General features: G+C 56.3%; 19 protein-coding genes. 7 read left to right on the top strand and 12 right to left on the bottom strand.

Annotated features, from left to right (window positions below; genetic code table 11):
• Window positions 1-205: 205 nt before the first annotated feature.
• The gene (yjfY, locus tag AC2TE5_RS02260; protein WP_010427445.1) at window positions 206-481 is read left to right on the top strand and encodes a DUF1471 family protein YjfY; all 276 of its coding nucleotides are present in this window, start codon (window positions 206-208) and stop codon (window positions 479-481) included.
• 141 nt (window positions 482-622) lie between these two features.
• Here yjfY and AC2TE5_RS02255 read toward each other — a convergent pair whose 3' ends face one another.
• Genes AC2TE5_RS02255 through ulaA form a run of 6 tightly spaced genes read right to left on the bottom strand, consistent with a single transcriptional unit; the run spans window position 623 to window position 5,031 of the window.
• Window positions 623-1,309, bottom strand: a complete 687-nt coding sequence (locus tag AC2TE5_RS02255) for an L-ribulose-5-phosphate 4-epimerase (RefSeq protein ID WP_484612570.1) — start codon at window positions 1,307-1,309, stop codon at window positions 623-625.
• Entirely contained in the window at window positions 1,302-2,162 is an 861-nt protein-coding gene (locus AC2TE5_RS02250) for an L-ribulose-5-phosphate 3-epimerase (protein WP_023334266.1), read from the bottom strand. Before AC2TE5_RS02250 ends, AC2TE5_RS02255 begins: the two co-directional genes overlap by 8 nt.
• Before the next feature lie 9 nt (window positions 2,163-2,171).
• Window positions 2,172-2,822: a 3-keto-L-gulonate-6-phosphate decarboxylase UlaD gene (gene ulaD, locus AC2TE5_RS02245; RefSeq protein ID WP_063144079.1), complete on the bottom strand. Its 651-nt coding sequence runs from the start codon at window positions 2,820-2,822 to the stop codon at window positions 2,172-2,174.
• 12 nt (window positions 2,823-2,834) lie between these two features.
• A complete protein-coding gene (gene ulaC / locus AC2TE5_RS02240; RefSeq protein ID WP_213329036.1) occupies window positions 2,835-3,302 on the bottom strand; it encodes a PTS ascorbate transporter subunit IIA in 468 nt (155 codons plus the stop codon).
• Window positions 3,303-3,312: 10 nt separating this feature from the next.
• Window positions 3,313-3,618 (bottom strand): PTS ascorbate transporter subunit IIB, encoded by a 306-nt coding sequence (gene ulaB, locus AC2TE5_RS02235; RefSeq protein ID WP_003856022.1) that lies wholly within the window; start codon window positions 3,616-3,618, stop codon window positions 3,313-3,315.
• Window positions 3,619-3,630: 12 nt separating this feature from the next.
• Window positions 3,631-5,031 carry a PTS ascorbate transporter subunit IIC gene (gene ulaA, locus AC2TE5_RS02230; protein WP_126545637.1) on the bottom strand — a complete coding sequence of 467 codons (1,401 nt, stop codon included), beginning with the start codon at window positions 5,029-5,031 and terminating at the stop codon, window positions 3,631-3,633.
• Between the two features lie 358 nt (window positions 5,032-5,389).
• Between ulaA and ulaG the strand changes: the two genes are divergently transcribed.
• Window positions 5,390-6,454 (top strand): L-ascorbate 6-phosphate lactonase, encoded by a 1,065-nt coding sequence (ulaG, locus tag AC2TE5_RS02225; protein WP_010427455.1) that lies wholly within the window; start codon window positions 5,390-5,392, stop codon window positions 6,452-6,454.
• 110 nt (window positions 6,455-6,564) lie between these two features.
• Complete coding sequence (ulaR, locus tag AC2TE5_RS02220; RefSeq protein WP_032643819.1) at window positions 6,565-7,320, top strand: HTH-type transcriptional regulator UlaR; 756 nt, start codon at window positions 6,565-6,567, stop codon at window positions 7,318-7,320.
• Here the strand turns inward: ulaR and yjfP are convergent.
• Window positions 7,317-8,039 carry an esterase gene (yjfP, locus tag AC2TE5_RS02215; protein ID WP_484612569.1) on the bottom strand — a complete coding sequence of 241 codons (723 nt, stop codon included), beginning with the start codon at window positions 8,037-8,039 and terminating at the stop codon, window positions 7,317-7,319. The genes ulaR and yjfP overlap by 4 nt on opposite strands.
• Before the next feature lie 137 nt (window positions 8,040-8,176).
• On the opposite strand from yjfP, the gene bsmA reads away from it, so the two are divergent.
• From bsmA to AC2TE5_RS02200, 3 genes are all read left to right on the top strand, one after another.
• Window positions 8,177-8,506: a biofilm peroxide resistance protein BsmA gene (gene bsmA, locus AC2TE5_RS02210; protein WP_029740376.1), complete on the top strand. Its 330-nt coding sequence runs from the start codon at window positions 8,177-8,179 to the stop codon at window positions 8,504-8,506.
• A 136-nt stretch (window positions 8,507-8,642) separates the two neighbouring features.
• Window positions 8,643-8,930 carry a DUF1471 family protease activator YjfN gene (gene yjfN / locus AC2TE5_RS02205; protein WP_032665074.1) on the top strand — a complete coding sequence of 96 codons (288 nt, stop codon included), beginning with the start codon at window positions 8,643-8,645 and terminating at the stop codon, window positions 8,928-8,930.
• A gap of 172 nt (window positions 8,931-9,102) precedes the next feature.
• On the top strand, window positions 9,103-11,034 hold the full coding sequence (locus AC2TE5_RS02200; RefSeq protein ID WP_484612568.1) for a methyl-accepting chemotaxis protein: 1,932 nt from the start codon (window positions 9,103-9,105) through the stop codon (window positions 11,032-11,034).
• Here AC2TE5_RS02200 and AC2TE5_RS02195 read toward each other — a convergent pair.
• A complete protein-coding gene (locus AC2TE5_RS02195; RefSeq protein ID WP_484612567.1) occupies window positions 11,031-12,653 on the bottom strand; it encodes an isovaleryl-CoA dehydrogenase in 1,623 nt (540 codons plus the stop codon). The two genes, AC2TE5_RS02200 and AC2TE5_RS02195, sit on opposite strands and share 4 nt — an antisense overlap.
• 193 nt (window positions 12,654-12,846) lie before the next feature.
• Between AC2TE5_RS02195 and AC2TE5_RS02190 the strand changes: the two genes are divergently transcribed.
• The gene (locus AC2TE5_RS02190; protein ID WP_484612566.1) at window positions 12,847-14,121 is read left to right on the top strand and encodes an MFS transporter; all 1,275 of its coding nucleotides are present in this window, start codon (window positions 12,847-12,849) and stop codon (window positions 14,119-14,121) included.
• A gap of 78 nt (window positions 14,122-14,199) precedes the next feature.
• Here AC2TE5_RS02190 and rlmB read toward each other — a convergent pair whose 3' ends face one another.
• From rlmB to AC2TE5_RS02170, 4 genes are all read right to left on the bottom strand, one after another.
• Complete coding sequence (gene rlmB / locus AC2TE5_RS02185) at window positions 14,200-14,934, bottom strand: 23S rRNA (guanosine(2251)-2'-O)-methyltransferase RlmB (RefSeq protein ID WP_010427468.1); 735 nt, start codon at window positions 14,932-14,934, stop codon at window positions 14,200-14,202.
• A 66-nt stretch (window positions 14,935-15,000) separates the two neighbouring features.
• Window positions 15,001-17,445, bottom strand: a complete 2,445-nt coding sequence (gene rnr / locus AC2TE5_RS02180; RefSeq protein ID WP_193940751.1) for a ribonuclease R — start codon at window positions 17,443-17,445, stop codon at window positions 15,001-15,003.
• Window positions 17,446-17,483: 38 nt separating this feature from the next.
• Window positions 17,484-17,909, bottom strand: coding sequence for a nitric oxide-sensing transcriptional repressor NsrR (nsrR, locus tag AC2TE5_RS02175; protein WP_023334253.1), 426 nt, complete (start codon window positions 17,907-17,909; stop codon window positions 17,484-17,486).
• 193 nt (window positions 17,910-18,102) lie between these two features.
• Entirely contained in the window at window positions 18,103-19,401 is a 1,299-nt protein-coding gene (locus tag AC2TE5_RS02170) for an adenylosuccinate synthase (protein ID WP_024907332.1), read from the bottom strand.
• Window positions 19,402-19,499 lie beyond the last annotated feature (98 nt).

Below are 19,499 nucleotides of genomic sequence, written 5' to 3'. Positions count from 1 at the left end.
AAATGGTCACGCATCCCCGCCGGATGAGTGATTACACTTTAATCAGAGATCACCTGAATTAAAGAAGGAGCATCCCCCCTCTCGCAGCACGTAGTCGTGGAGCGCATATCATGAAAAAATGAGTGATTACACTTTAATCAGAGATCACCTGAATTAAAGAAGGAGCATCCCCCCTCTCGCAGCACGTAGTCGTGGAGCGCATATCATGAAAAAAATCGCATTAGCCATAATGGCGGCGCTTTTGCTCAGTGCAAACGCGATGGCAGCCATCAAGATAGACAGCCGACAGGCCAGAAACATGGATGATGTGCAAAGCTTGGGCGTAATTTACATCAATCATAATTTCGCCACGGAAAGTGAAGCAGATCAGGCATTAAACGAAGAAACCGATGCGCAGGGCGCAACCTATTACCACGTGATGTTAACCCGTGAGCCCGGCAGCAACGGCAATATGCACGCCAGTGCAGATATTTACCGATAAAGCTTTAACGCTAGCACAAGGAAAGCCAACAACGAGAACATAGCCATAGTTGACGTTGCCCCCTGCCCGGGGGCTTTTTTTTGTGAATGGCTCCGGAATACCACCGGTTACAACTGTTTTTCGGTATTCCGGAGCACTTATTCACTTCTGCCCGTAGTAGGCATTCGGGCCGTGCTTGCGCATGAAATGCTTGTTCATCAGGTAGTCATCAATGCCCTGAAGCTGTGGGTTGATGCCGCGGGCAATCCACGCCATACGTGCCACTTCCTCCATGACGACCGCATTATGGACGGCGTCGTGGGCATCCTTTCCCCAGGAGAACGGACCGTGCTGATACACCACAATACCCGGCGTATGCAGCGGTTCGCTTTCACCCAACGTTTCGATGATGACCTTACCGGTGTTGAGCTCGTATTCGCCTTCCACTTCAGCCTGCGTTAATGCGCGCGTGCAGGGAATGTCGCCAAAGAAGTAGTCCGCGTGGGTCGTGCCCAGCGCCGGGATGGGCAGCCCCGCCTGTGCCCAGGCCGTCGCGTGCGTGGAGTGGGTATGCACCACGCCGCCAAGCGACAGATAACGCCGGTACAGCGCCAGATGGGTTGCGGTATCTGAAGAGGGACGCCATTTTCCCTCCACGACGTTTCCGTCGAGATCCACCACCACCATATCCTCTGCTTTCATGGTGTCATACGCCACGCCGCTCGGCTTAATCACGATCAGCCCCTGCTCGCGGTCGATCGCGCTCACGTTGCCCCAGGTGAACGTGACCAGACCATAGCGCGGCAGATCCATATTGGCTTCAAAGACCTGCTGTTTAAGCTTAAGCATGTTCAGCCTCCAGCAACCCTGCCCGCGCCATACGTTCCCGCACCCAGTCCCGCGCCTTCGCCACTTCCGCAGCCGGGTCGTCCGACGTCTCGCTCCACATCTCAATCAGGTAAGGCCCGCAATAGCCTGTCTGCCTGAGCGTCTCGAAGCACCGTTCAAAATCCACCACCCCGGTGCCGAACGGTACGTTTTTAAACACGCCAGGACGGGTATCTTTGACGTGCACCGCCACGATATGCCCGACGCCCGCCTGCAGCTCCATCTGTACGTCGTTATCCCATGCCGACAGGTTGCCGATATCGGGATAAAGCTGGAACCACGGGTTATTCAGATAGTGCGCGTAGCCCAGCGCCTTGCTGATGGAGTTCATCAACGGGTAGTCCATGATCTCCATCGCCAGCGTGACCTGCGCGCGGCTTGCCATCTCGACGCTCTCTTTCAGGCCGTCACGGAAACGACGGCGCGTTTCATCGTTGGCTTCCTGATAGTAAACGTCATAACCCGCCAGTTGGATCACGCGGATACCGACATCCTGCGCAAAGCGAATGGCTTTACGCATGATCGCCAGCCCCTGCGCGCGTACGGCATCGTCTTCGCTGCCAAGCGGAAAACGACGGTGGGCGCTCAGGCACATGGACGGCACGCGTACGCCCGTTTCAGCAACGGCGCTCACCAGCGCCAGGCGCTGTTCGCGGCTCCAGTCGAGGCGAGAGAGACGCTCGTCCGTCTCATCCACGGACATTTCGACAAAATCGAAACCCAGCTGTTTTGCCAGCTGTAGCCGCTCCAGCCAGCACTCCCCCGCAGGGAGTGCCTTTTCATAGATGCCAAGCGGGACCTGTTTTGACAACATACCCGCTCCTTAGCCCCAAAGCTGAGCGATTGAGCGTTTGAACTGACGCGCCGCTTCCACCGGAGACGCCGCATCACGAATGCTACGACCGGCAATAAAGACGTGAATCGGGATACCCTGGAACAGCGGCAGATCCTCCAGCGCCAGGCCGCCGGTGACGGTGACTTTGAAGCCCATATCCGCCAGACGTTTGATAGCGCTGATATCCGCATCGCCCCACGCCACGCCTGCGGCCTGCGCATCACGGCTACGGTGGTAAACCACCTGCTGAATGCCCGCATCGCGCCACTCCTGCGCCTGCTCCCAGGTCCAGAAGCCGGTCAGCTCAATCTGCACGTCGCCGTTAAACTCTTTCGCTACGTCCAGCGCGCCTTTCGCGGTGTTGATATCCGCACAGCAGATCACGGTGACCCAGTCGGCGTTGGCTTCGAAGCACATGCGGGAAAGGATTTTGCCTGCGTCGGCGATCTTGGCATCCGCCAGTACGATTTTATGTGGATAGAGCGCCTTCAGGTCGCGAACGGCACGCACGCCTTCGCCCACGCACAGAATGGTACCCACTTCGATGATGTCGACTTCTTCCGCGATCAGGCGGGTGGTTTCGTAAGCGTGGGACAGCGTTTGGTTATCCAGCGCAACCTGCAACATTGGTAATGACATGTTCAATTCCTCTTAGACTGCCGCCGCAGTGGCGTTATCAATTAAATCCAGCACTTCCTGCTCGGTACGGCAGGCGCGTAAACGGTCGAAATTGGCTTCGTCATCAAACAGATTGACGATCTGCATGATGCCCACCTCCTGGTGGGTGTTGGCATCCACGGCGGCCATGGTGATCAGGATGTCGACCGGGTCGTTATCTTCGTGGTTGAACACCAGCGGCGTTTTCAGCGTCACCAGCGCGAAGCCGGTTTTCTTCACGCCCTCTTCAGGGCGCCCGTGCGGCATTGCCAGCCCTGGCGCTATCACAAAGTAAGGACCGTGCTGCGCGACGCCATCAAGAATGGCCTGGTAGTAACGCGGCTCGACAACGTCAGCCTTAACCAGCAGATCCACGCTCAGCTTCACCGCTTCCTGCCAGGTGCTGGCTTCAGCCTGTAAAAGGATGGATTTATTCTCTGCCAGCGAATCACGTAGTTTCATGGTGGCGTCCTTACTTCACGTCTTGTGGGAAGTGCTCTTTAATCACTTCCAGCAGTTTTGGTCCGAAATCCGCAGGCGACAGCATGTTGCGCACGCCCACCACATATTTATTGCCTGACACGCTAATTTCGCCGGCGATGTGGGTAGAGGCGATGATGATGTCCGCGCCGTTCAGTTCACTTTTGTATTCACCCACCGCGCAGCTGTTCACCGTGTGGTCGATGTTTGACTGGGTTAAAAACTGGTCCACTTTCATCTTCATGATCATGGAGCTGCCTTGCCCATTGCCACACACAGCCAGGATACGTACGGTCATAATCGAAACTCCTTAATGAGCAGACACTTCTGCTGTTTGTTTTTCCGCATCTTCTTCAGCTCGCAGCGAACGGCCAGCGAAGAACATATAAGCCAGAGCAATCAGGATGATGACGGCCATAAAGACCAGCCCGACGGAGGCAAAGCCCTGCATCATCGGCGGGGCCAGAATTGACCAGTCCGCCATGCCCATCCAGGCACTCATACCGGTGAGCTTGACCGCCCACACGCAACCGAAGATTTCGACCATGCCCATGACCAGGCAGATCTTGAGCGCCGCCCGCCAGCCGCCGAAGTGGTTAGCGAAGACGCCGATGGTGGCGTTGGAGAAGAACATCGGGATAAAGCCAGGAATAATCAGGATTGAGGAGCCGCAGCCGACCAGGATGCCCACCGCAATCAGCTGACCAATGGTGCCCCACATAAAGCCCCAGACCACCGCGTTTGGCGCGAAGCTGTAGATAGCGGCACAGTCAATTGCCAGCACTGCACCGGGGATCAGGCGCTGGGAGATACCGTTGAAGGCTTCCGACAGTTCGGCGACGAACATACGCACGCCCTGCGTGATGATGAAAATGGCCACCGCGAAGGAGAAGCCGGTCTGCAGGATATAGACCGTCCAGTGCGTTTTACCCGCCATCGCCTGAACAACGTCAATGCCGAAGGAGAGCAGAATGGCGCCGAAGAAGATGGTCATCACAATCGCGGTGGAGACGATGTTGTCGTGGAAGATATTCAGCCAGCCCGGCAGCTTAAGGTCTTCAACGCTCTCTTCTTTTTTGCCCAGGTACGGCGCAACTTTATAGGCAATCCAGGAGGCGAACTGCTGCTGGTGGCCGATGGAGAAGCCGCAGCCGTCAGTCACTTCCTGGGTTGGCTTGTACATCATGTTGGAGGTGATACCCCAGTAGAGCGAAACCAGCACCGCGGTGCAGATAATCGTGGTCCACATTGGGTAGCCGAAGATATAGAGAGAAACCGCGATCAGCCCCGCCTGCTGGAACATGATGTGCCCGGTAAGCATGATGGTGCGAATGCCGGTAATACGGCGCAGAAGAACGTAAATGATGTTCAGCGCCAGGGCGAGCAGAACCGCATAACCCACCCAGCTATAGGCATCACCCATGCGTTCGATGGTCGCCATCATCGAGGCGTAGGTGTCAGAGATGGCACCGTTGATGCCATATACCTCAGACATTTTGGCGACGACCGGCTTAAAGGTGCTGGTCAGAATGCCTGACCCCGCCTGCAGCAGCATGAAACCGATAATGGTTTTGATGGTGCCTTTAATAATCACGCTGACGCTTTTGCGCAGCAGGATATAGCCCAGGCACGTCACGATACCCAGCAGCAGCGGGGCGTTGGTCATTACCTGATTAAAGAACACGGTAAAGACGTTGTAGAGGATCTCCATAACTCTCTCCAGAAATGAGAACACGAGGGGCAATCCCTGTGTGGTTGGTGCCATCACTCTATTAATCACAAATAATCACCACAAGATTGCATTTGATTATTTGTGACGTATCACGCAAATTATTTCCATGGTGTTAGTAATGATTTTCACTACCGTACATGAAAAATGAATTAGTCCTTATAATTCATGCAATTAATGTTTAATACAGGATAGTCTAACAAGGACTAAGTGCAGAATCCGTGAAGTCGAGCAGATAAAATTCCGCATTTTTACCATTGCAAAGCGCGTCAAATGGTGACAGCATTAATCATAATAAATCATTAAATGATTATTTTTGATTAAACCAGGAGTCAAAACGATGAGTAAAGTGAACACCATCACCCGTGAGTCATGGATTCTGAGCACCTTCCCGGAGTGGGGCAGCTGGCTGAATGAAGAGATCGAGCAGGAACAGGTTGCTCCTGGCACGTTTGCAATGTGGTGGCTCGGCTGTACCGGTATCTGGCTGAAATCAGAGGGTGGCGCCAATATCTGCGTCGATTTCTGGTGCGGCACCGGCAAGCAGAGCCACGGCAATCCGCTGATGAAAAAAGGCCATCAGATGCAGCGCATGGCGGGCGTAGAAAAACTGCAGCCGAACCTGCGTACCACACCGTTTGTGCTTGATCCGTTTGCCATTCGCCAGATCGACGCCGTCCTTTCCACTCACGATCACAACGATCATATCGACGTGAACGTGGCGGCAGCGGTAATGCAAAACTGCGCGGACGACGTGCCGTTTATTGGGCCACAGACCTGCGTGGATCTCTGGATTGGCTGGGGCGTGCCGAAAGAGCGCTGCATCGTGATGAAGCCTGGCGACGTGGTGAAAATCAAAGATATTGAAATCCATGCGCTGGATGCCTTTGACCGTACCGCATTGATTACCCTGCCAGCCGACCAGAAAGCCGCTGGCGTACTGCCGGACGGCATGGATGAGCGTGCGGTCAACTACCTGTTTAAAACCCCTGGCGGTTCCCTGTACCACAGCGGCGACTCTCACTACTCCAACTATTACGCGAAGCACGGTAACGAGCACCAGATTGACGTGGCGCTCGGCTCCTACGGCGAGAACCCGCGCGGCATTACCGACAAAATGACCAGCGCCGATATGCTGCGTATGGCGGAAGCGCTGAATACCAAAGTGGTTATTCCGTTCCACCACGATATCTGGTCAAACTTCCAGGCAGATCCGCAGGAAATCCGCGTGCTGTGGGAAATGAAAAAAGACCGCCTTAAGTATGGCTTCAAGCCGTTCATCTGGCAGGTCGGCGGCAAGTTCACCTGGCCGCTGGACAAGGACAATCTGGAATATCACTACCCACGTGGTTTCGATGATTGCTTCACCATTGAGCCAGACCTGCCGTTCAAGTCCTTCCTCTGATAGCGCAGCCAAATCGCCAGACGTGATGTCTGGCGATGTCATATTTCTTTTAGTAATTTCACGCTATTTCAAATATCATCTTTTCAAATCAATTCTTATCGGAATAGCTCATGACGGAAGCGCAACGGCATCAAATTCTCCTGGAACTCCTGGCGCAAACAGGGTTTATCACCGTCGAGAAAGCGATCGAACGTTTAGGGATCTCCCCGGCAACGGCGCGGCGAGACATTAACAAGCTGGATGAAAGCGGCAAGCTGAAAAAGGTCCGCAACGGCGCGGAAGCCATCAGCCAGCAGCGCCCCCGCTGGACGCCGATGAATATTCATCAGGCGCAAAATCATGATGAAAAAGTACGGATCGCCAGAGCCGCTTCGCAACTGGTGAATCCCGGTGAGAGCGTGGTCATCAACTGCGGCTCCACGGCGTTTCTGCTGGGTCGTGAAATGTGCGGCAAGCCGGTGCAAATCATCACCAACTACTTGCCGCTCGCCAACTATCTCATCGATCAGGAGCATGAGAGCGTGGTGATCATGGGCGGCCAGTACAACAAAAGCCAGTCCATCACCCTTAGCCCTCAGGACAGCGAAAACAGTCTCTATGCCGGGCACTGGATGTTTACCAGCGGCAAAGGCCTGACGGCGGATGGCCTGTATAAAACCGATATGCTGACCGCGATGGCGGAGCAAAACATGCTCAACGTTGTGGGCAAGCTCGTTGTGCTGGTCGACAGCAGCAAAGTGGGCGAGCGCGCAGGGATGTTATTCAGCCGTGCCGAACAAATCGACATGGTGATCACCGGCAAAGGCGCCAACCCTGAGATCCTCCAGAAGCTGGAAGATCAGGGGGTGAAAGTCCTGCGCGTCTAAAGATGCTGGCGGAAAAACGCCACCGTGGCGTCGAGCGCCGTTGGCGTGATGCGGTGGCGGACGCCCGGCTCCCACAGACAGGTCAGATTACCGTCCAGTCCTTCATTCATTAACGCCTGCTGAAGACGGAAGGTTCCCTCGGGCGGGACCACATCATCCGCGTCACCGTGCCACAGCAGCAGCGGGCGATCGGCCACGCGCGGCAAAGCCCGGGTCACTTCCCACTCAGCCAGCGTCGCGGTCATTTCCGTTAAATCCTGAAGGGGAAAAAGCGTCTTCGCCAGCGAAGTAAAGTAGCCCGAGCCCATCAGACAGGCGACAGACTTCACTTCAGGATGATGCGTCATAATCCCCAGCGCCGTCATACCGCCCATCGATGCCCCAGCGACAGCCAGACGATTGTCGGCCACCAGCCCTGCCTCATAAAGCGCATCGCGCAGCCCGGCAAACTCGGTCAGGCTCCCGTGCAGAATCTGCCAGAACTGCCCCAGCCGCGCCTGCTCATTGCCCATAAAGCGTGCGCCGTGGTCTGGTGCATCTGGCATTACCACGCGAAAACCCGCCTGCGCCAGCGCTACCGCAAAATAACTGTAAACCAGCTTCGATGAGGTAAACCCGTGATAAAAAACCACAACTGGCAGCGGTTTATCACGTTTACCCGCTGGCATCGCGTGTAAAATTTCATGGTCGCCGAGGTGGCGTATTTCAATTTCAATCATTGTCGACCCTGTGCGAATGTATGATTCATAATGTTGAGAACTGGGTTACGCTTTCACGTCATTTTCATTCGAAATATACGTCCCAGATAACACTTCGGGAACATTCCCCCAAAACTAAATTCACAGACAACTACACTATGGCTATCAGGAAACGAGATATGGTTATGCGCAGGTTTGCTGCTTTATTGCTGGTGTTTCTGCTGAGTGGCTGTAGCGCGCTGCAGGGAACGCCGCAACCCGCTCCACCGGTCGCCGATCATCCACAGGAGATTCGTCGTAATCAGACGGAAGGATTACAACGAATGGGCACCATCTCCGCGCTGGTTCGCGGCTCTCCGGATGACGCAGAATCGGCAATAAAAGCACAGGCCGTCGCTGCCAAAGCAGATTATTACGTCATCATTATGATCGACGAAACCATCATAACGGGACAGTGGTATTCACAGGCCATTTTGTACCGGAAATAATGGTTTTCCTTTGAACGAGATTTACACTGCTTTGCGTCCATAGACATTTTCCTGTCCACAATAAACTCCATGCCCGCGTCAATGGAAGGGAGTTTATTTGCGAAGGATTGCCCGGCGGATACCGGATATATGTGAAATGGAGCTGACGATGAAACGAACTCTTGCTTTGACCTCACTGTTGCTCTCAGCAGGCCTGCTGAGCACCACCGCGCAGTCAGCAGAATTCGCCAGTGCTGATTGCGTGACTGGCCTGAATGAAATTGGCCAGATCTCCGTGAATAATATCTCGGGGAGCCCGCAAGACGTTGAACGTGTCGTGGCATTAAAGGCCGATGAGCAGGGTGCTTCATGGTATCGCATCATCCAGATGCAGGAAGATAACCATATCGATCGCTGGCGGGTACAGGCCATTCTCTACGTGTAATCTCCCTCCTGATAAAAGCCACTAATTTTTAGTGGCTTTTCGTTTTTGCAAATTTTTTATCTTATATAAAACCAATTAAGAACAATAAAATAACATTTTGTTACATTAATTCAGTAAACGTAATCCCCGCTCTGCCGTTGAAGAACCATACCTTTTCAATGATGAGCAATTTATGATCAACGTTTTTCGCCGCGCAGGCCTGGGTGCGAAGCTGTCACTGCTTACGGGCGTCAGTGTCGCCACGCTGTTTCTGCTTTTCACTTTTCTGCTCAGCCAAAAAGCCAGCCAGCAGCTTGAAGCCCTTGCGGTAGAAGATCTGCACAATCAGTCCACCGGCATGGTCGACATGGTGCAGATGTTTAACACCAGCCTGAGTGAAGAGGTTGAGAGCTATACCCGTCTGTTCACCACCTTTTTACCGCAGCCCCTGAACATTGATACTTCCCAAACCCAGACGATTAACGGGCTCAGCGTTCCGCTTCTGAAAGGCGGAGAAACCGGGCTGCATGAAAACAACACGCTTTCGGACGAGTTCCTGAACCGTACGGGAGCCATTTCGACGCTGTTTGTACGCAGCGGTAACGACTTTGTTCGCGTAGCCACTTCCCTGCGCAAAGAGAACGGCGAGCGCGCAATGGGTACCGTTCTGGATAACGCCAGCCCGGCCTTTGCCGCCGTCAGCAAAGGTGAAGTCTACCGCGGCCTGGCGCTGCTGTTTGGCAAACGCTACATCACCCAGTACCAGCCGGTGAAAAACGCCGAAGGACAGGTCATTGCGATCGTTTTTGTCGGGGTGGACATCACCCACTCCTGGAACGTCATGCGTGAGAAAATCCTCAACCGCCGGCTGGGCGAGAGCGGTCACTTCTTTGTGCTGGATCGCAGCAACGGAAAAACGCGCGGGCAATATCTGTTCCACGCCAGCGAAGAGGGAAAACTGCCGAAGTGGGACGGCGCGACGCAGCAGCAGCTTCTGAGTGATAAATCCGGCACGCTGGAGCGCGTAAGCGACGACGGCCGCACGCTGAAAATGGCCTATACCCCGCTGCCGGGCTGGAACTGGACTATCGTGGGTGAAGTGGATAAATCGGTGCTGCTCTCAAGCGTCACCGCCATGCGCGATCGCTTCCTGCTGGCCGGCGTGGTCTTATCCATCCTTTTTGCTGGCCTGTTCGTGGTCCTGATTCGCCGCGTGCTGACCCGACCGCTGCGCAATGTGATCCACCTTGCCCGGCAATATGCCGCAGGGGATCTCCGTTCCAGCCTGCCCGTGACGCGCCAGGACGAAGTCGGCCAGCTGATCGATGCCATCAACGGCATCGGCGGTGGCCTGCAAAAAATTGTGCTGCAGGTCCGTGAGGCCGCAGGCGAGATCCATTCAGGCACCAACGCGCTGGCCGCCGACACTGGCGAGATTTCAGAGCAGATCAACAAGCAGGCCAGCAGCGTGGAAGAGACGTCCGCCAGCATGGAGCAGCTGGCCGCCACCGTGCAGCAAAATGCCGCCAATATGGAGCAAACGCAGCAGCTGGTGGGTGAAACCTCGCTTGCGGTTCATCAGGGCGGTGAGACGGTCACCCACGCGGTGTCGACCATGGACGACATTCGCGAAGCGTCAAAACGCATCGAAGACATCACCCGCGTGATCGAGTCCATTGCTTTCCAGACCAATATTCTGGCGCTGAATGCGGCAGTGGAAGCGGCTCGCGCGGGCGAGCACGGAAAAGGATTTGCGGTAGTCGCCCAGGAAGTTCGCGCGCTGGCGGGACGCAGCGCTAACGCGGTGAAGGAGATTGAACAGCTGATTGGCGATACGCTCAGAAAAGTGAGTGAGGGTCATGCGCTGTCTGAACAGACGCGCCTGGCGATGAATGACATCATCATTCATATCGATAACATCAGCCAGCTGGTCACCGAGATTAACCATGCTTCACGCGAGCAGTCCGCCGGGATCGGCCAGGTGAACCTCGCCATGACCCATATTGGCGAAGCGTCGCATATCAATGCCGATCGCATCTCGCGCAGCGAGCAAACGGCTCAAACGCTGCGCGAGAAGGGTTCACACCTGACTCAGTTGGTGAGTCTGTTCCAGCTAAAAGGCTAGCCGACTCTGCCCGTGGCGCGCAGCAGCAGGTCACTTTGCACCTGCTCGCTCATCAGCGTACCGCCACGGGTGTCCAGCATCATGCGGCACCACGCCTGCGCCACCGGCGGCGATGCGTGCCGCAGCATCTGGCTCCCGGTACCGAGCAGGAAAAGCTGCTGCGCGATCTCCCGCCCCTGCGCCTCCTGCGGTTTACGCAGTTTTTGCTGCAGCTGTCGCCAGCTGCGGTCGAAGTGTCTGTCCTGCCCTTTTACCTGCGCAAACTCGTCGGCAAGCAGATCGTGAATACCGGGCTGCTTCGCCAGCACGCGCAGAACGTCCAGGCACATGATATTCCCCGATCCTTCCCATATGCTGTTGACCGGCATCTCACGGTACAGGCGGGGAAGTTCGCTCTCTTCGCAATATCCGATCCCACCCAGCACCTCCATCGCCTCAGCGACAAACGGGATGCCCGCTTTACAGACGCTAAATTTCGCCGCCGGGGTAAACAGCCGCGCCCAGGCGGCCTCTTGCGGATCGGCACGCTTGTCCCACGCCCGGGCCAGGCGGAACAGCAGCGCCGTGTGCCCCTCGAGCACCAGCGCCATCCGGCTTAGCACTTCACGCATTAGCGGCTGGTCGATGAGATTTTTGCCGAAGGTTTGCCGCTGATGGGCATGGTACAGCGCCACCGAGAGCGCCCGACGCATCAGTCCGTGGCTGCCCAGCGCGCAGTCAAAGCGCGTCAGACCGCCCATTTTGAGGATCTGCCGTACCCCTTCGCCCTCTTCCCCCAGCAGCCAGCCGGAGGCATCAAGAAACTCCACCTCGCTGCTGGCGTTGGAGCGGTTCCCGAGCTTGTCCTTGAGACGCTCCAGCCGGACGGCGTTGCGCTGTCCGTCAGGCAAAAAGCGCGGCACAAAAAAGCAGGATAGCCCACCTTTCGCCTGGGCCAGCACCAGGTGCGCATCGCTTTGCGGGACGGAGAAAAACCATTTATGCCCCACCAGCCTGTAACTGCCGTCGCTGCATTTTTCCGCTTTGGTGGTGTTGCTGAGCACGTCTGAGCCGCCCTGCTTTTCCGTCATTCCCATGCCGATCAGCAGGCCGCGCTTTTGCGCGCCAGGGGACAGATGCGGATCGTAGCGATCGCTGAGCAGCGGCGTCAGCCAGTCGTGAAATGCTTTGGGGAGCGCCTGCTGCAGCAGCGGCGCGGCGGCGAACGTCATGGTGACCGGGCAAAGCGTGCCCGCCTCCACCTGAGCATGAAGCACAAACCGTGCGGCCCGAGCGACAAACGACCCTTTACGCGCCTCCTCTTCCCACGCCAGGTTATGCACGCGGTTGGCGCAGAGTCCCTGCATCAGCAGGTGCCACGCCGGGTGAAAGCGGACGTCATCCAGCCGCTCGCCGGCGGCGTCATAACGGAGTAGCTCCGGAGGATTAACGTTTGCCAGCCTGCCCAGCTCCAGCGACTCCGCCGTACCCAGTTGCTGACCAATGCTGGCGAGGAGTTCGATATCCCACTCGGCCCCTTCACGCGCGACCGCATCGCGCAGGGCGCAGTCCGAGAGGAAAAGGTTGCTGTTGGAAAGCGGTGCAGGTTGATTAAAAACGGTATGGGTCTGCCAGTGCATGCTGTCTCCCTCCTTCAGTGGCAATGACGATAAGTATGGACAGACCGCGCACACGCTGCATGGGAGGGGAGTCACACGTTCACGATCCCGCTGATATCATTCGTGAATTAGCTCACAGAACATAAGAATAAACTATTTCATGACTTCGCTTTTGTTGAATAATTTATTCTTACCCTTTTCAGTGAGGATCGTTATGCAACCGGATGCGCACAAGCGAGCATTAATTGCAGGCTCCATTGGTAACTTTATCGAGTGGTATGAGTTTGCGGTCTACGGTTTTCTGGCGACCGTGATTGCGAAAAACTTCTTCCAGCTTGAAGGAGAAGCGGGGCTTACCAGCCTGATCCTCACCTACGCCTCGTTTGCCATCGCCTTCTTCTTCCGCCCGCTGGGTGCGGTGGTGTTTGGCCGCATCGGCGACCGGATTGGCCGTAAGCCGACGCTAATCATTGTGCTGGTATTGATGACGCTCGCTACCGCCGCCATCGGCGTTGTGCCGGTCTATGCCAGCATCGGGATTGCCGCGCCGCTCATTATTACGCTGCTGCGCATCCTGCAGGGGCTGTTCGCGGGCGGCGAGTACGGCGGTGCGGTCTCGCTGATGACGGAGTTCGCCCCGCGCGGCAAGCGTGGGCTCTATGGCGCGTGGCAGTCCTTTACCGTGGCGCTGGGGCTGTTAGCGGGCGCAGGCATCGTGGCGCTGCTCTCCGCCCTCCTCACGCCTGAAGCCCTGCACGACTGGGGCTGGCGCATTCCTTTCTTCCTGGCGCTGCCCATGGGCGTCGTTGCGCTGTGGCTTCGCGTCAGCATGGAGGAGACGCCCAGCTTTGTGCAGCAGCAGGATAAACCGGCTGTCGCTCAGGCGGATACTGCCGCCACGCTCCGGGCCATCGTGATGGGGATTGGGCGCGTAATGGTCTGGTCTGCGGCGGGGTACACCTACCTGGTGATTATGCCGACCTATCTGCAGTCGGCGCTGCATACCGGGTTTAACCAGGCGCTGCTGATAGCGGTGATTTCGAATATTGGGTTTGCGCTGACTATTATCCCGTCGGGGATCCTGAGCGACAGGATCGGGCGCCGCACGGTGATGATTATCGCCACCGCGATGCTGCTGCTCCTCGCCCTGCCGCTGCTGAAAATCCTTCAGGCGGAGTCGAGCACGCTGGCGGTGAAGGCTGGCGTGGTACTGATTGCGGGCGGTCTGGTGGGCATGCTGGCGGGTCCGGGTCCGGCGATGCTATCTGAGATGTTCCCGACGCGCGTGCGCTATACGGGGCTGGGGCTGGCCTACTCTTTGTCGAACGCGATTTTCTCGGGATGTGCGGGGCTAATCATTACCGGACTGATTAAGCAGACGGGCAACCTGGATATTCCAGCGTATTACGTGATGGCGACGGCGGTAGTGAGTATTTTCGCGCTGATGACGCTGAGGAAGGATGACCATTTGCGGTCGTTAGAGGAGTGAGTTTGTCACCGTCTGGTGCCCTCTCCCACGGGGAGAGGGAGAAAACACTAAAGGCCGTCCTTTGGACGGCCTTGCTGTTTATTCTCCGCGCTGGCGCACCGCTTCAAACAGGCAGATGCCCGTCGCAACGGAAACGTTCAGGGACGATACGCTGCCCGCCATCGGGATGCTAATTAGCTCGTCGCAGTGCTCGCGGGTCAGACGACGCATGCCTTCGCCTTCCGCCCCCATCACCAGCGCCAGACGGCCGGTCATTTTGCTCTGGTACAGAGTATGATCCGCTTCACCGGCAGTACCGACGATCCAGATGTTCTCTTCCTGCAGCAGACGCATGGTGCGCGCCAGGTTGGTCACGCGGATCAGCGGAACGTTTTCCGCCGCGCCGCAGGCCACTTTCTTCGCCGTCGCGTTCAGCTGCGCGGAGCGATCTTTCGGCACGATCACCGCATGCACGCCCGCCGCATCCGCACTGCGCAGGCACGCGCCGAGGTTGTGCGGATCGGTAACGCCATCGAGGATCAGGAAGAACGGGTTATCCAGCTCGGCAATCAGATCCGGCAGATCGTTTTCCTGATACTGACGACCCGGCTTCACGCGGGCAATGATCCCCTGGTGAACCGCGCCTTCGCTTTTCTCATCCAGGAACTGGCGGTTCGCCAGCTGGATCACCACGCCCTGTGCTTCCAGCGCGTGGATCAGCGGCATCAGACGCTTATCTTCACGCCCTTTCAGAATAAACACTTCCTGAAAACGCTCCGGTGCGCGCTCGAGAAGGGCCTGCACCGCGTGGATGCCGTAAATCATTTCACTCATTGATGGTTCTCGTAATAAGTATTTCCCCTCCCCCCGTTGGGGAGAGGGTCAGGGTGAGGGGAGAATTTACTCCGCCTGCTTTTTCTTGGCCGCGCGCTTCGCTTTGGTCGCGGCAGCTATTTTCTGCGTTTTCGCGGACGGTTTTTTCGCTGAACGGGCTTCTTTCTTCGCCGCCTTCGGCTTCTGTTTCTTCTCGCCGCGGAACGCGCTGTCCGGCTCGAAGTTTACCTTCTTGCCCGCCTGACGACGTTTACCGCCGCCCGGTTTACCGTTACCGGTTTTTTTTGCCCTTTCACGCTCGGTTTTCCCGACGTTACGCGGCGCGCGCTCGCTGGAGATCAGGCTGAAGTCGATTTTACGGTCGTCCATATTCACGGCTTCGACCTTCACTTCCACGCGGTCGCCCAGACGATAGGTCTGGCCGCCAGATTCGCCAATCAGGCGCTGACCGACCTGGTCAAAGCGATAGTAGTCGTTATCCAGGCTGGAGACGTGCACCAGACCGTCAATGAACAGCTCGTCCAGACGAACAAAGAAACCAAAGCCGGTCACGCTGGCAATCACGCCTTTAAAGACGTTACCCACCTGATCGAGCATGAAGTCACACTTCAGCCAGTCCGCCACGTCGCGGGTTGCCTCATCGGCACGACGTTCGGCCATGGAGCAGTGCTGGCCCAGCTGCAGCATCTCTTCCATCGAATAGTGGTAGCCACCGGTTTCGGTGGTGTTCCCTTTATGGCCCTGCTCCTGCGCCAGCAGATACTTGATCGCACGGTGCAGAGAGAGGTCAGGATAACGACGGATCGGCGAGGTAAAGTGGGCGTAAGACTGCAGCGCCAGGCCGAAGTGTCCCCGGTTTTCCGGATCGTAAATCGCCTGCTTCATAGAGCGCAGCAGCATCGTCTGCAGCATTTCTGCGTCAGGACGATCGCCAATGGACTCCAGCAGCTCGGCGTAATCGCGCGGCTCTGGCTTGTTACCGCCAGGCAGCTCCAGACCCAGTTCAGCCAGCACGGAGCGGAACGCGGTGATGGCTTCCGTCGACGGTTTATCGTGAATACGGAACAGCGCAGGCTCTTTGGCTTTCTCGACGAATCGTGCCGCCGAGATATTCGCCAGAATCATACACTCTTCAATTAGCTTGTGCGCATCGTTACGCTGGGTCTGCTCGATACGCTCAATGCGGCGTTCTGCGTTGAAAATGAATTTCGCTTCTTCACTCTCAAACGAGATCCCGCCGCGCTCTTCGCGCGCCTGATCCAGCGTTTTGTAGAGGTTATGCAGCTCTTCGATGTGTTTGACCAGCGGCGCGTACTGTTCGCGCAGATCCTGGTCGCCCTGCAGCATATGCCAGACCTTGGTATAGGTCAGACGCGCGTGCGAGCTCATCACCGCTTCGTAGAACTTGTAGCCGGTTAAGCGCCCTTTGGTGGAGATGGTCATCTCGCAAACCATACAGAGGCGGTCAACCTGCGGGTTCAGGGAGCACAGGCCGTTAGACAGCACTTCCGGCAGCATCGGCACGACCTGCGACGGGAAGTAGACCGAGGTACCGCGGCTGCGCGCTTCGTTATCCAGCGGGGTGTGCGGACGAACATAGTAGCTTACGTCTGCAATAGCGACCCACAGGCGCCAGCCGCCGCCGCGTTTTTTCTCGCAGTAGACGGCGTCATCGAAGTCGCGGGCATCTTCACCGTCGATAGTGACCAGCGGCAAATCGCGCAGATCCACGCGGCCCACCTTGGACTCTTCCGGCACTTCTTCGCGCAGGCTTTCGATCTGATCTTCAACCGCTTTCGGCCAGACGTAGGGGATCTCATGGGTGCGCAGCGCCATATCAACGGCCATGGTTGTGCCCATGTTGTCGCCAAGCACTTCAACGATTTTACCTACCGCTTTGGTGCGACGGGTTGGGCGCTGGGTGAGTTCCACCACCACCACAAAGCCCATGCGGGCACCCATCACCTCTTCAGGTGGGATCAGAATGTCGAAGCTCAGACGGCTGTCGTCCGGCACCACGAAGCCCACGCCCGCGTCGGTAAAGTAGCGGCCGACGATCTGGCTGGTTTTTGGCACCAGAACGCGTACCACGCGCGCTTCGCGGCGGCCTTTACGGTCCGCGCCCAGCGGCTGCGCCAGGATCTGGTCGCCGTGGATGCACATTTTCATCTGTTCAGATGAGAGGTACAGATCGTCTTTACGGCCTTCCACGCGCAGGAAGCCAAAGCCATCGCGGTGACCAATGACGGTCCCTTTCAGCAGATCGAGGCGTTCTGGCAGCGCGTAGCACTGGCGGCGGGTAAAGACCAGCTGCCCGTCACGCTCCATCGCGCGCAGGCGGCGGCGAAGGGCTTCAATTTGCTCTTCACCTTCAATGTTTAATTCAACGGCAAGTTCTTCACGATTGGCGGGTTTTTCGCGTTTTGTTAAGTGTTCAATGATGAACTCGCGGCTGGGAATAGGATTCGCGTATTTTTCAGCTTCGCGTTCCTGGAAAGGATCATGTGACATGTCGGTTCCTCCGTTGTCAGCTCCGGTGGAAATTTTCTTCATTCCACCAGCAATAATTTATAAAGCGGTTGATTCTCTTCAACCAAATCGGCCAGCGTGTAGTTATCCAGTTCCATGAGAAAACTCTGCACGGCCTTTGAAAGCGCCTTTTTCAGGCGGCAAGCGGGCGTGATGTGGCAGAACTCGCTGCTGCAGTTCACCAGAGACAGCGGCTCCAGTTCACGTACCACATCGCCCACACGAATACTCTGTGCCGGTTTACCGAGACGGATCCCACCATTCTTCCCGCGGACGGCAGCAACGTATCCGGCACGACTAAGTTGATTGATTATTTTGACCATATGATTACGGGATACGCCGTAAACTTCCGTGACTTCAGAGATACTGGTCATCTTCCCCTCAGGTAACGACGCCATGTAAATCAGCGCACGTAAGCCGTAATCGGTGAAACTTGTTAACTGCACATCAACCTCAGGAAAAAAGGGAAAACGCGGTCAAACCGCAGAGATATTCATTAATGATGATAAACCAGCCAGATAGTTAGCGGCTAATTTATTTGACAGACGGGGCGAAAAAGCGGAGATCCAGGAGCGTTCGCCGGATGGCGCTACGCTTATCCGGCCTACGGGTCACCCCGCAGGCCAGCATTCACGAAGATTATGCGTCGAACGGGTCGCGCAGGATCATCGTTTCAGTACGATCCGGGCCGGTAGAAATAATATCGATCGGCACTTCGGTCAGTTCTTCAATACGCTTGATGTAATCCAGCGCCGCCTGCGGCAGGCCGCTACGCTCTTTCACACCGAAAGTGGTCTCAGACCAGCCCGGCATGGTTTCGTAGATTGGCTCAATGCCTTCCCAGTCGTCAGCAGCCAGCGGAGTAGTGGTCACTTCGCGGCCATCTGGCATACGGTAGCCTACGCAGATTTTCACTTCTTTCAGGCCGTCCAGTACGTCCAGCTTGGTCAGGCAGAAGCCAGACAGGGAGTTGATCTGCACTGCACGACGCACTGCAACCGCATCCAGCCAGCCGGTACGACGACGACGACCGGTGGTCGCGCCAAACTCGTTACCCTGCTTGCACAGGAACTCGCCGGTTTCATCAAACAGCTCGGTCGGGAATGGACCCGCACCCACGCGAGTGGAGTACGCTTTGATGATGCCCAGAACGTAATCCACATAACGTGGACCCAGGCCAGATCCGGTCGCCACGCCACCTGCAGTGGTGTTAGAGGAGGTAACGTACGGATAGGTACCGTGGTCGATGTCCAGCAGCGTACCCTGCGCACCTTCGAACATGACGAAATCGCCACGCTTGCGCGCCTGGTCCAGCAGATCGGACACATCAACAACCATACCGGTCAGAATGTCAGCGATCGCCATGACGTCATCCAGCACTTTCTGGTAGTCAACAGCGTCAGCTTTGTAGAAGTTCACCAGCTGGAAGTTGTGATATTCCATCACTTCTTTCAGTTTTTCAGCGAAGGTTGCTTTGTCGAAGAGGTCGCCCACGCGCAGACCGCGACGTGCAACTTTATCTTCATAAGCCGGGCCGATACCACGACCGGTGGTACCGATCGCTTTCGCACCGCGCGCTTTTTCACGCGCTACGTCCAGCGCCACGTGATAATCCAGGATCAGCGGGCAGGCTTCGGAGAGCAGCAGACGCTCACGAACAGGGATACCACGGTCTTCCAGACCTTTCATCTCTTTCATCAGCGCAGCAGGAGACAGCACAACGCCGTTACCGATGATGCTGGTGACGTTATCACGAAGAATGCCTGATGGAATAAGATGGAGGACGGTTTTTTCACCGTTGATTACGAGAGTATGGCCTGCGTTGTGACCGCCCTGGTAGCGTACAACATATTTAGCCCGTTCAGTCAGAAGATCAACAATCTTCCCTTTACCTTCGTCACCCCATTGGGTGCCCAGTACGACGACGTTGTTACCCATTTTTTTCAAAATCACCGTTTGCTTAAAAATGGATTCTACCATCGCTTTTTCAGATATACAGCACTTTTTGACCTCAAAATACGCCGATTGCGCCTACT

This window comes from Enterobacter sp. N5-15, assembly GCF_057221635.1.
This window is presented reverse-complemented; position numbering and strand designations above follow the sequence as displayed.

Excerpts from the sequence above, each read along its gene's own strand:
- yjfY (WP_010427445.1), top strand. The coding sequence starts at position 206 with ATGAAAAAAATCGCATTAGCCATAATGGCGGCGCTTTTGCTCAGTGCA.
- AC2TE5_RS02255 (WP_484612570.1), bottom strand. The coding sequence starts at position 1,309 with ATGCTTAAGCTTAAACAGCAGGTCTTTGAAGCCAATATGGATCTGCCG.
- AC2TE5_RS02250 (WP_023334266.1), bottom strand. The coding sequence starts at position 2,162 with ATGTTGTCAAAACAGGTCCCGCTTGGCATCTATGAAAAGGCACTCCCT.
- ulaD (WP_063144079.1), bottom strand. The coding sequence starts at position 2,822 with ATGTCATTACCAATGTTGCAGGTTGCGCTGGATAACCAAACGCTGTCC.
- ulaC (WP_213329036.1), bottom strand. The coding sequence starts at position 3,302 with ATGAAACTACGTGATTCGCTGGCAGAGAATAAATCCATCCTTTTACAG.
- ulaB (WP_003856022.1), bottom strand. The coding sequence starts at position 3,618 with ATGACCGTACGTATCCTGGCTGTGTGTGGCAATGGGCAAGGCAGCTCC.
- ulaA (WP_126545637.1), bottom strand. The coding sequence starts at position 5,031 with ATGGAGATCCTCTACAACGTCTTTACCGTGTTCTTTAATCAGGTAATG.
- ulaG (WP_010427455.1), top strand. The coding sequence starts at position 5,390 with ATGAGTAAAGTGAACACCATCACCCGTGAGTCATGGATTCTGAGCACC.
- ulaR (WP_032643819.1), top strand. The coding sequence starts at position 6,565 with ATGACGGAAGCGCAACGGCATCAAATTCTCCTGGAACTCCTGGCGCAA.
- yjfP (WP_484612569.1), bottom strand. The coding sequence starts at position 8,039 with ATGATTGAAATTGAAATACGCCACCTCGGCGACCATGAAATTTTACAC.
- bsmA (WP_029740376.1), top strand. The coding sequence starts at position 8,177 with ATGGCTATCAGGAAACGAGATATGGTTATGCGCAGGTTTGCTGCTTTA.
- yjfN (WP_032665074.1), top strand. The coding sequence starts at position 8,643 with ATGGAGCTGACGATGAAACGAACTCTTGCTTTGACCTCACTGTTGCTC.
- AC2TE5_RS02200 (WP_484612568.1), top strand. The coding sequence starts at position 9,103 with ATGATCAACGTTTTTCGCCGCGCAGGCCTGGGTGCGAAGCTGTCACTG.
- AC2TE5_RS02195 (WP_484612567.1), bottom strand. The coding sequence starts at position 12,653 with ATGCACTGGCAGACCCATACCGTTTTTAATCAACCTGCACCGCTTTCC.
- AC2TE5_RS02190 (WP_484612566.1), top strand. The coding sequence starts at position 12,847 with ATGCAACCGGATGCGCACAAGCGAGCATTAATTGCAGGCTCCATTGGT.
- rlmB (WP_010427468.1), bottom strand. The coding sequence starts at position 14,934 with ATGAGTGAAATGATTTACGGCATCCACGCGGTGCAGGCCCTTCTCGAG.
- rnr (WP_193940751.1), bottom strand. The coding sequence starts at position 17,445 with ATGTCACATGATCCTTTCCAGGAACGCGAAGCTGAAAAATACGCGAAT.
- AC2TE5_RS02170 (WP_024907332.1), bottom strand. The coding sequence starts at position 19,401 with ATGGGTAACAACGTCGTCGTACTGGGCACCCAATGGGGTGACGAAGGT.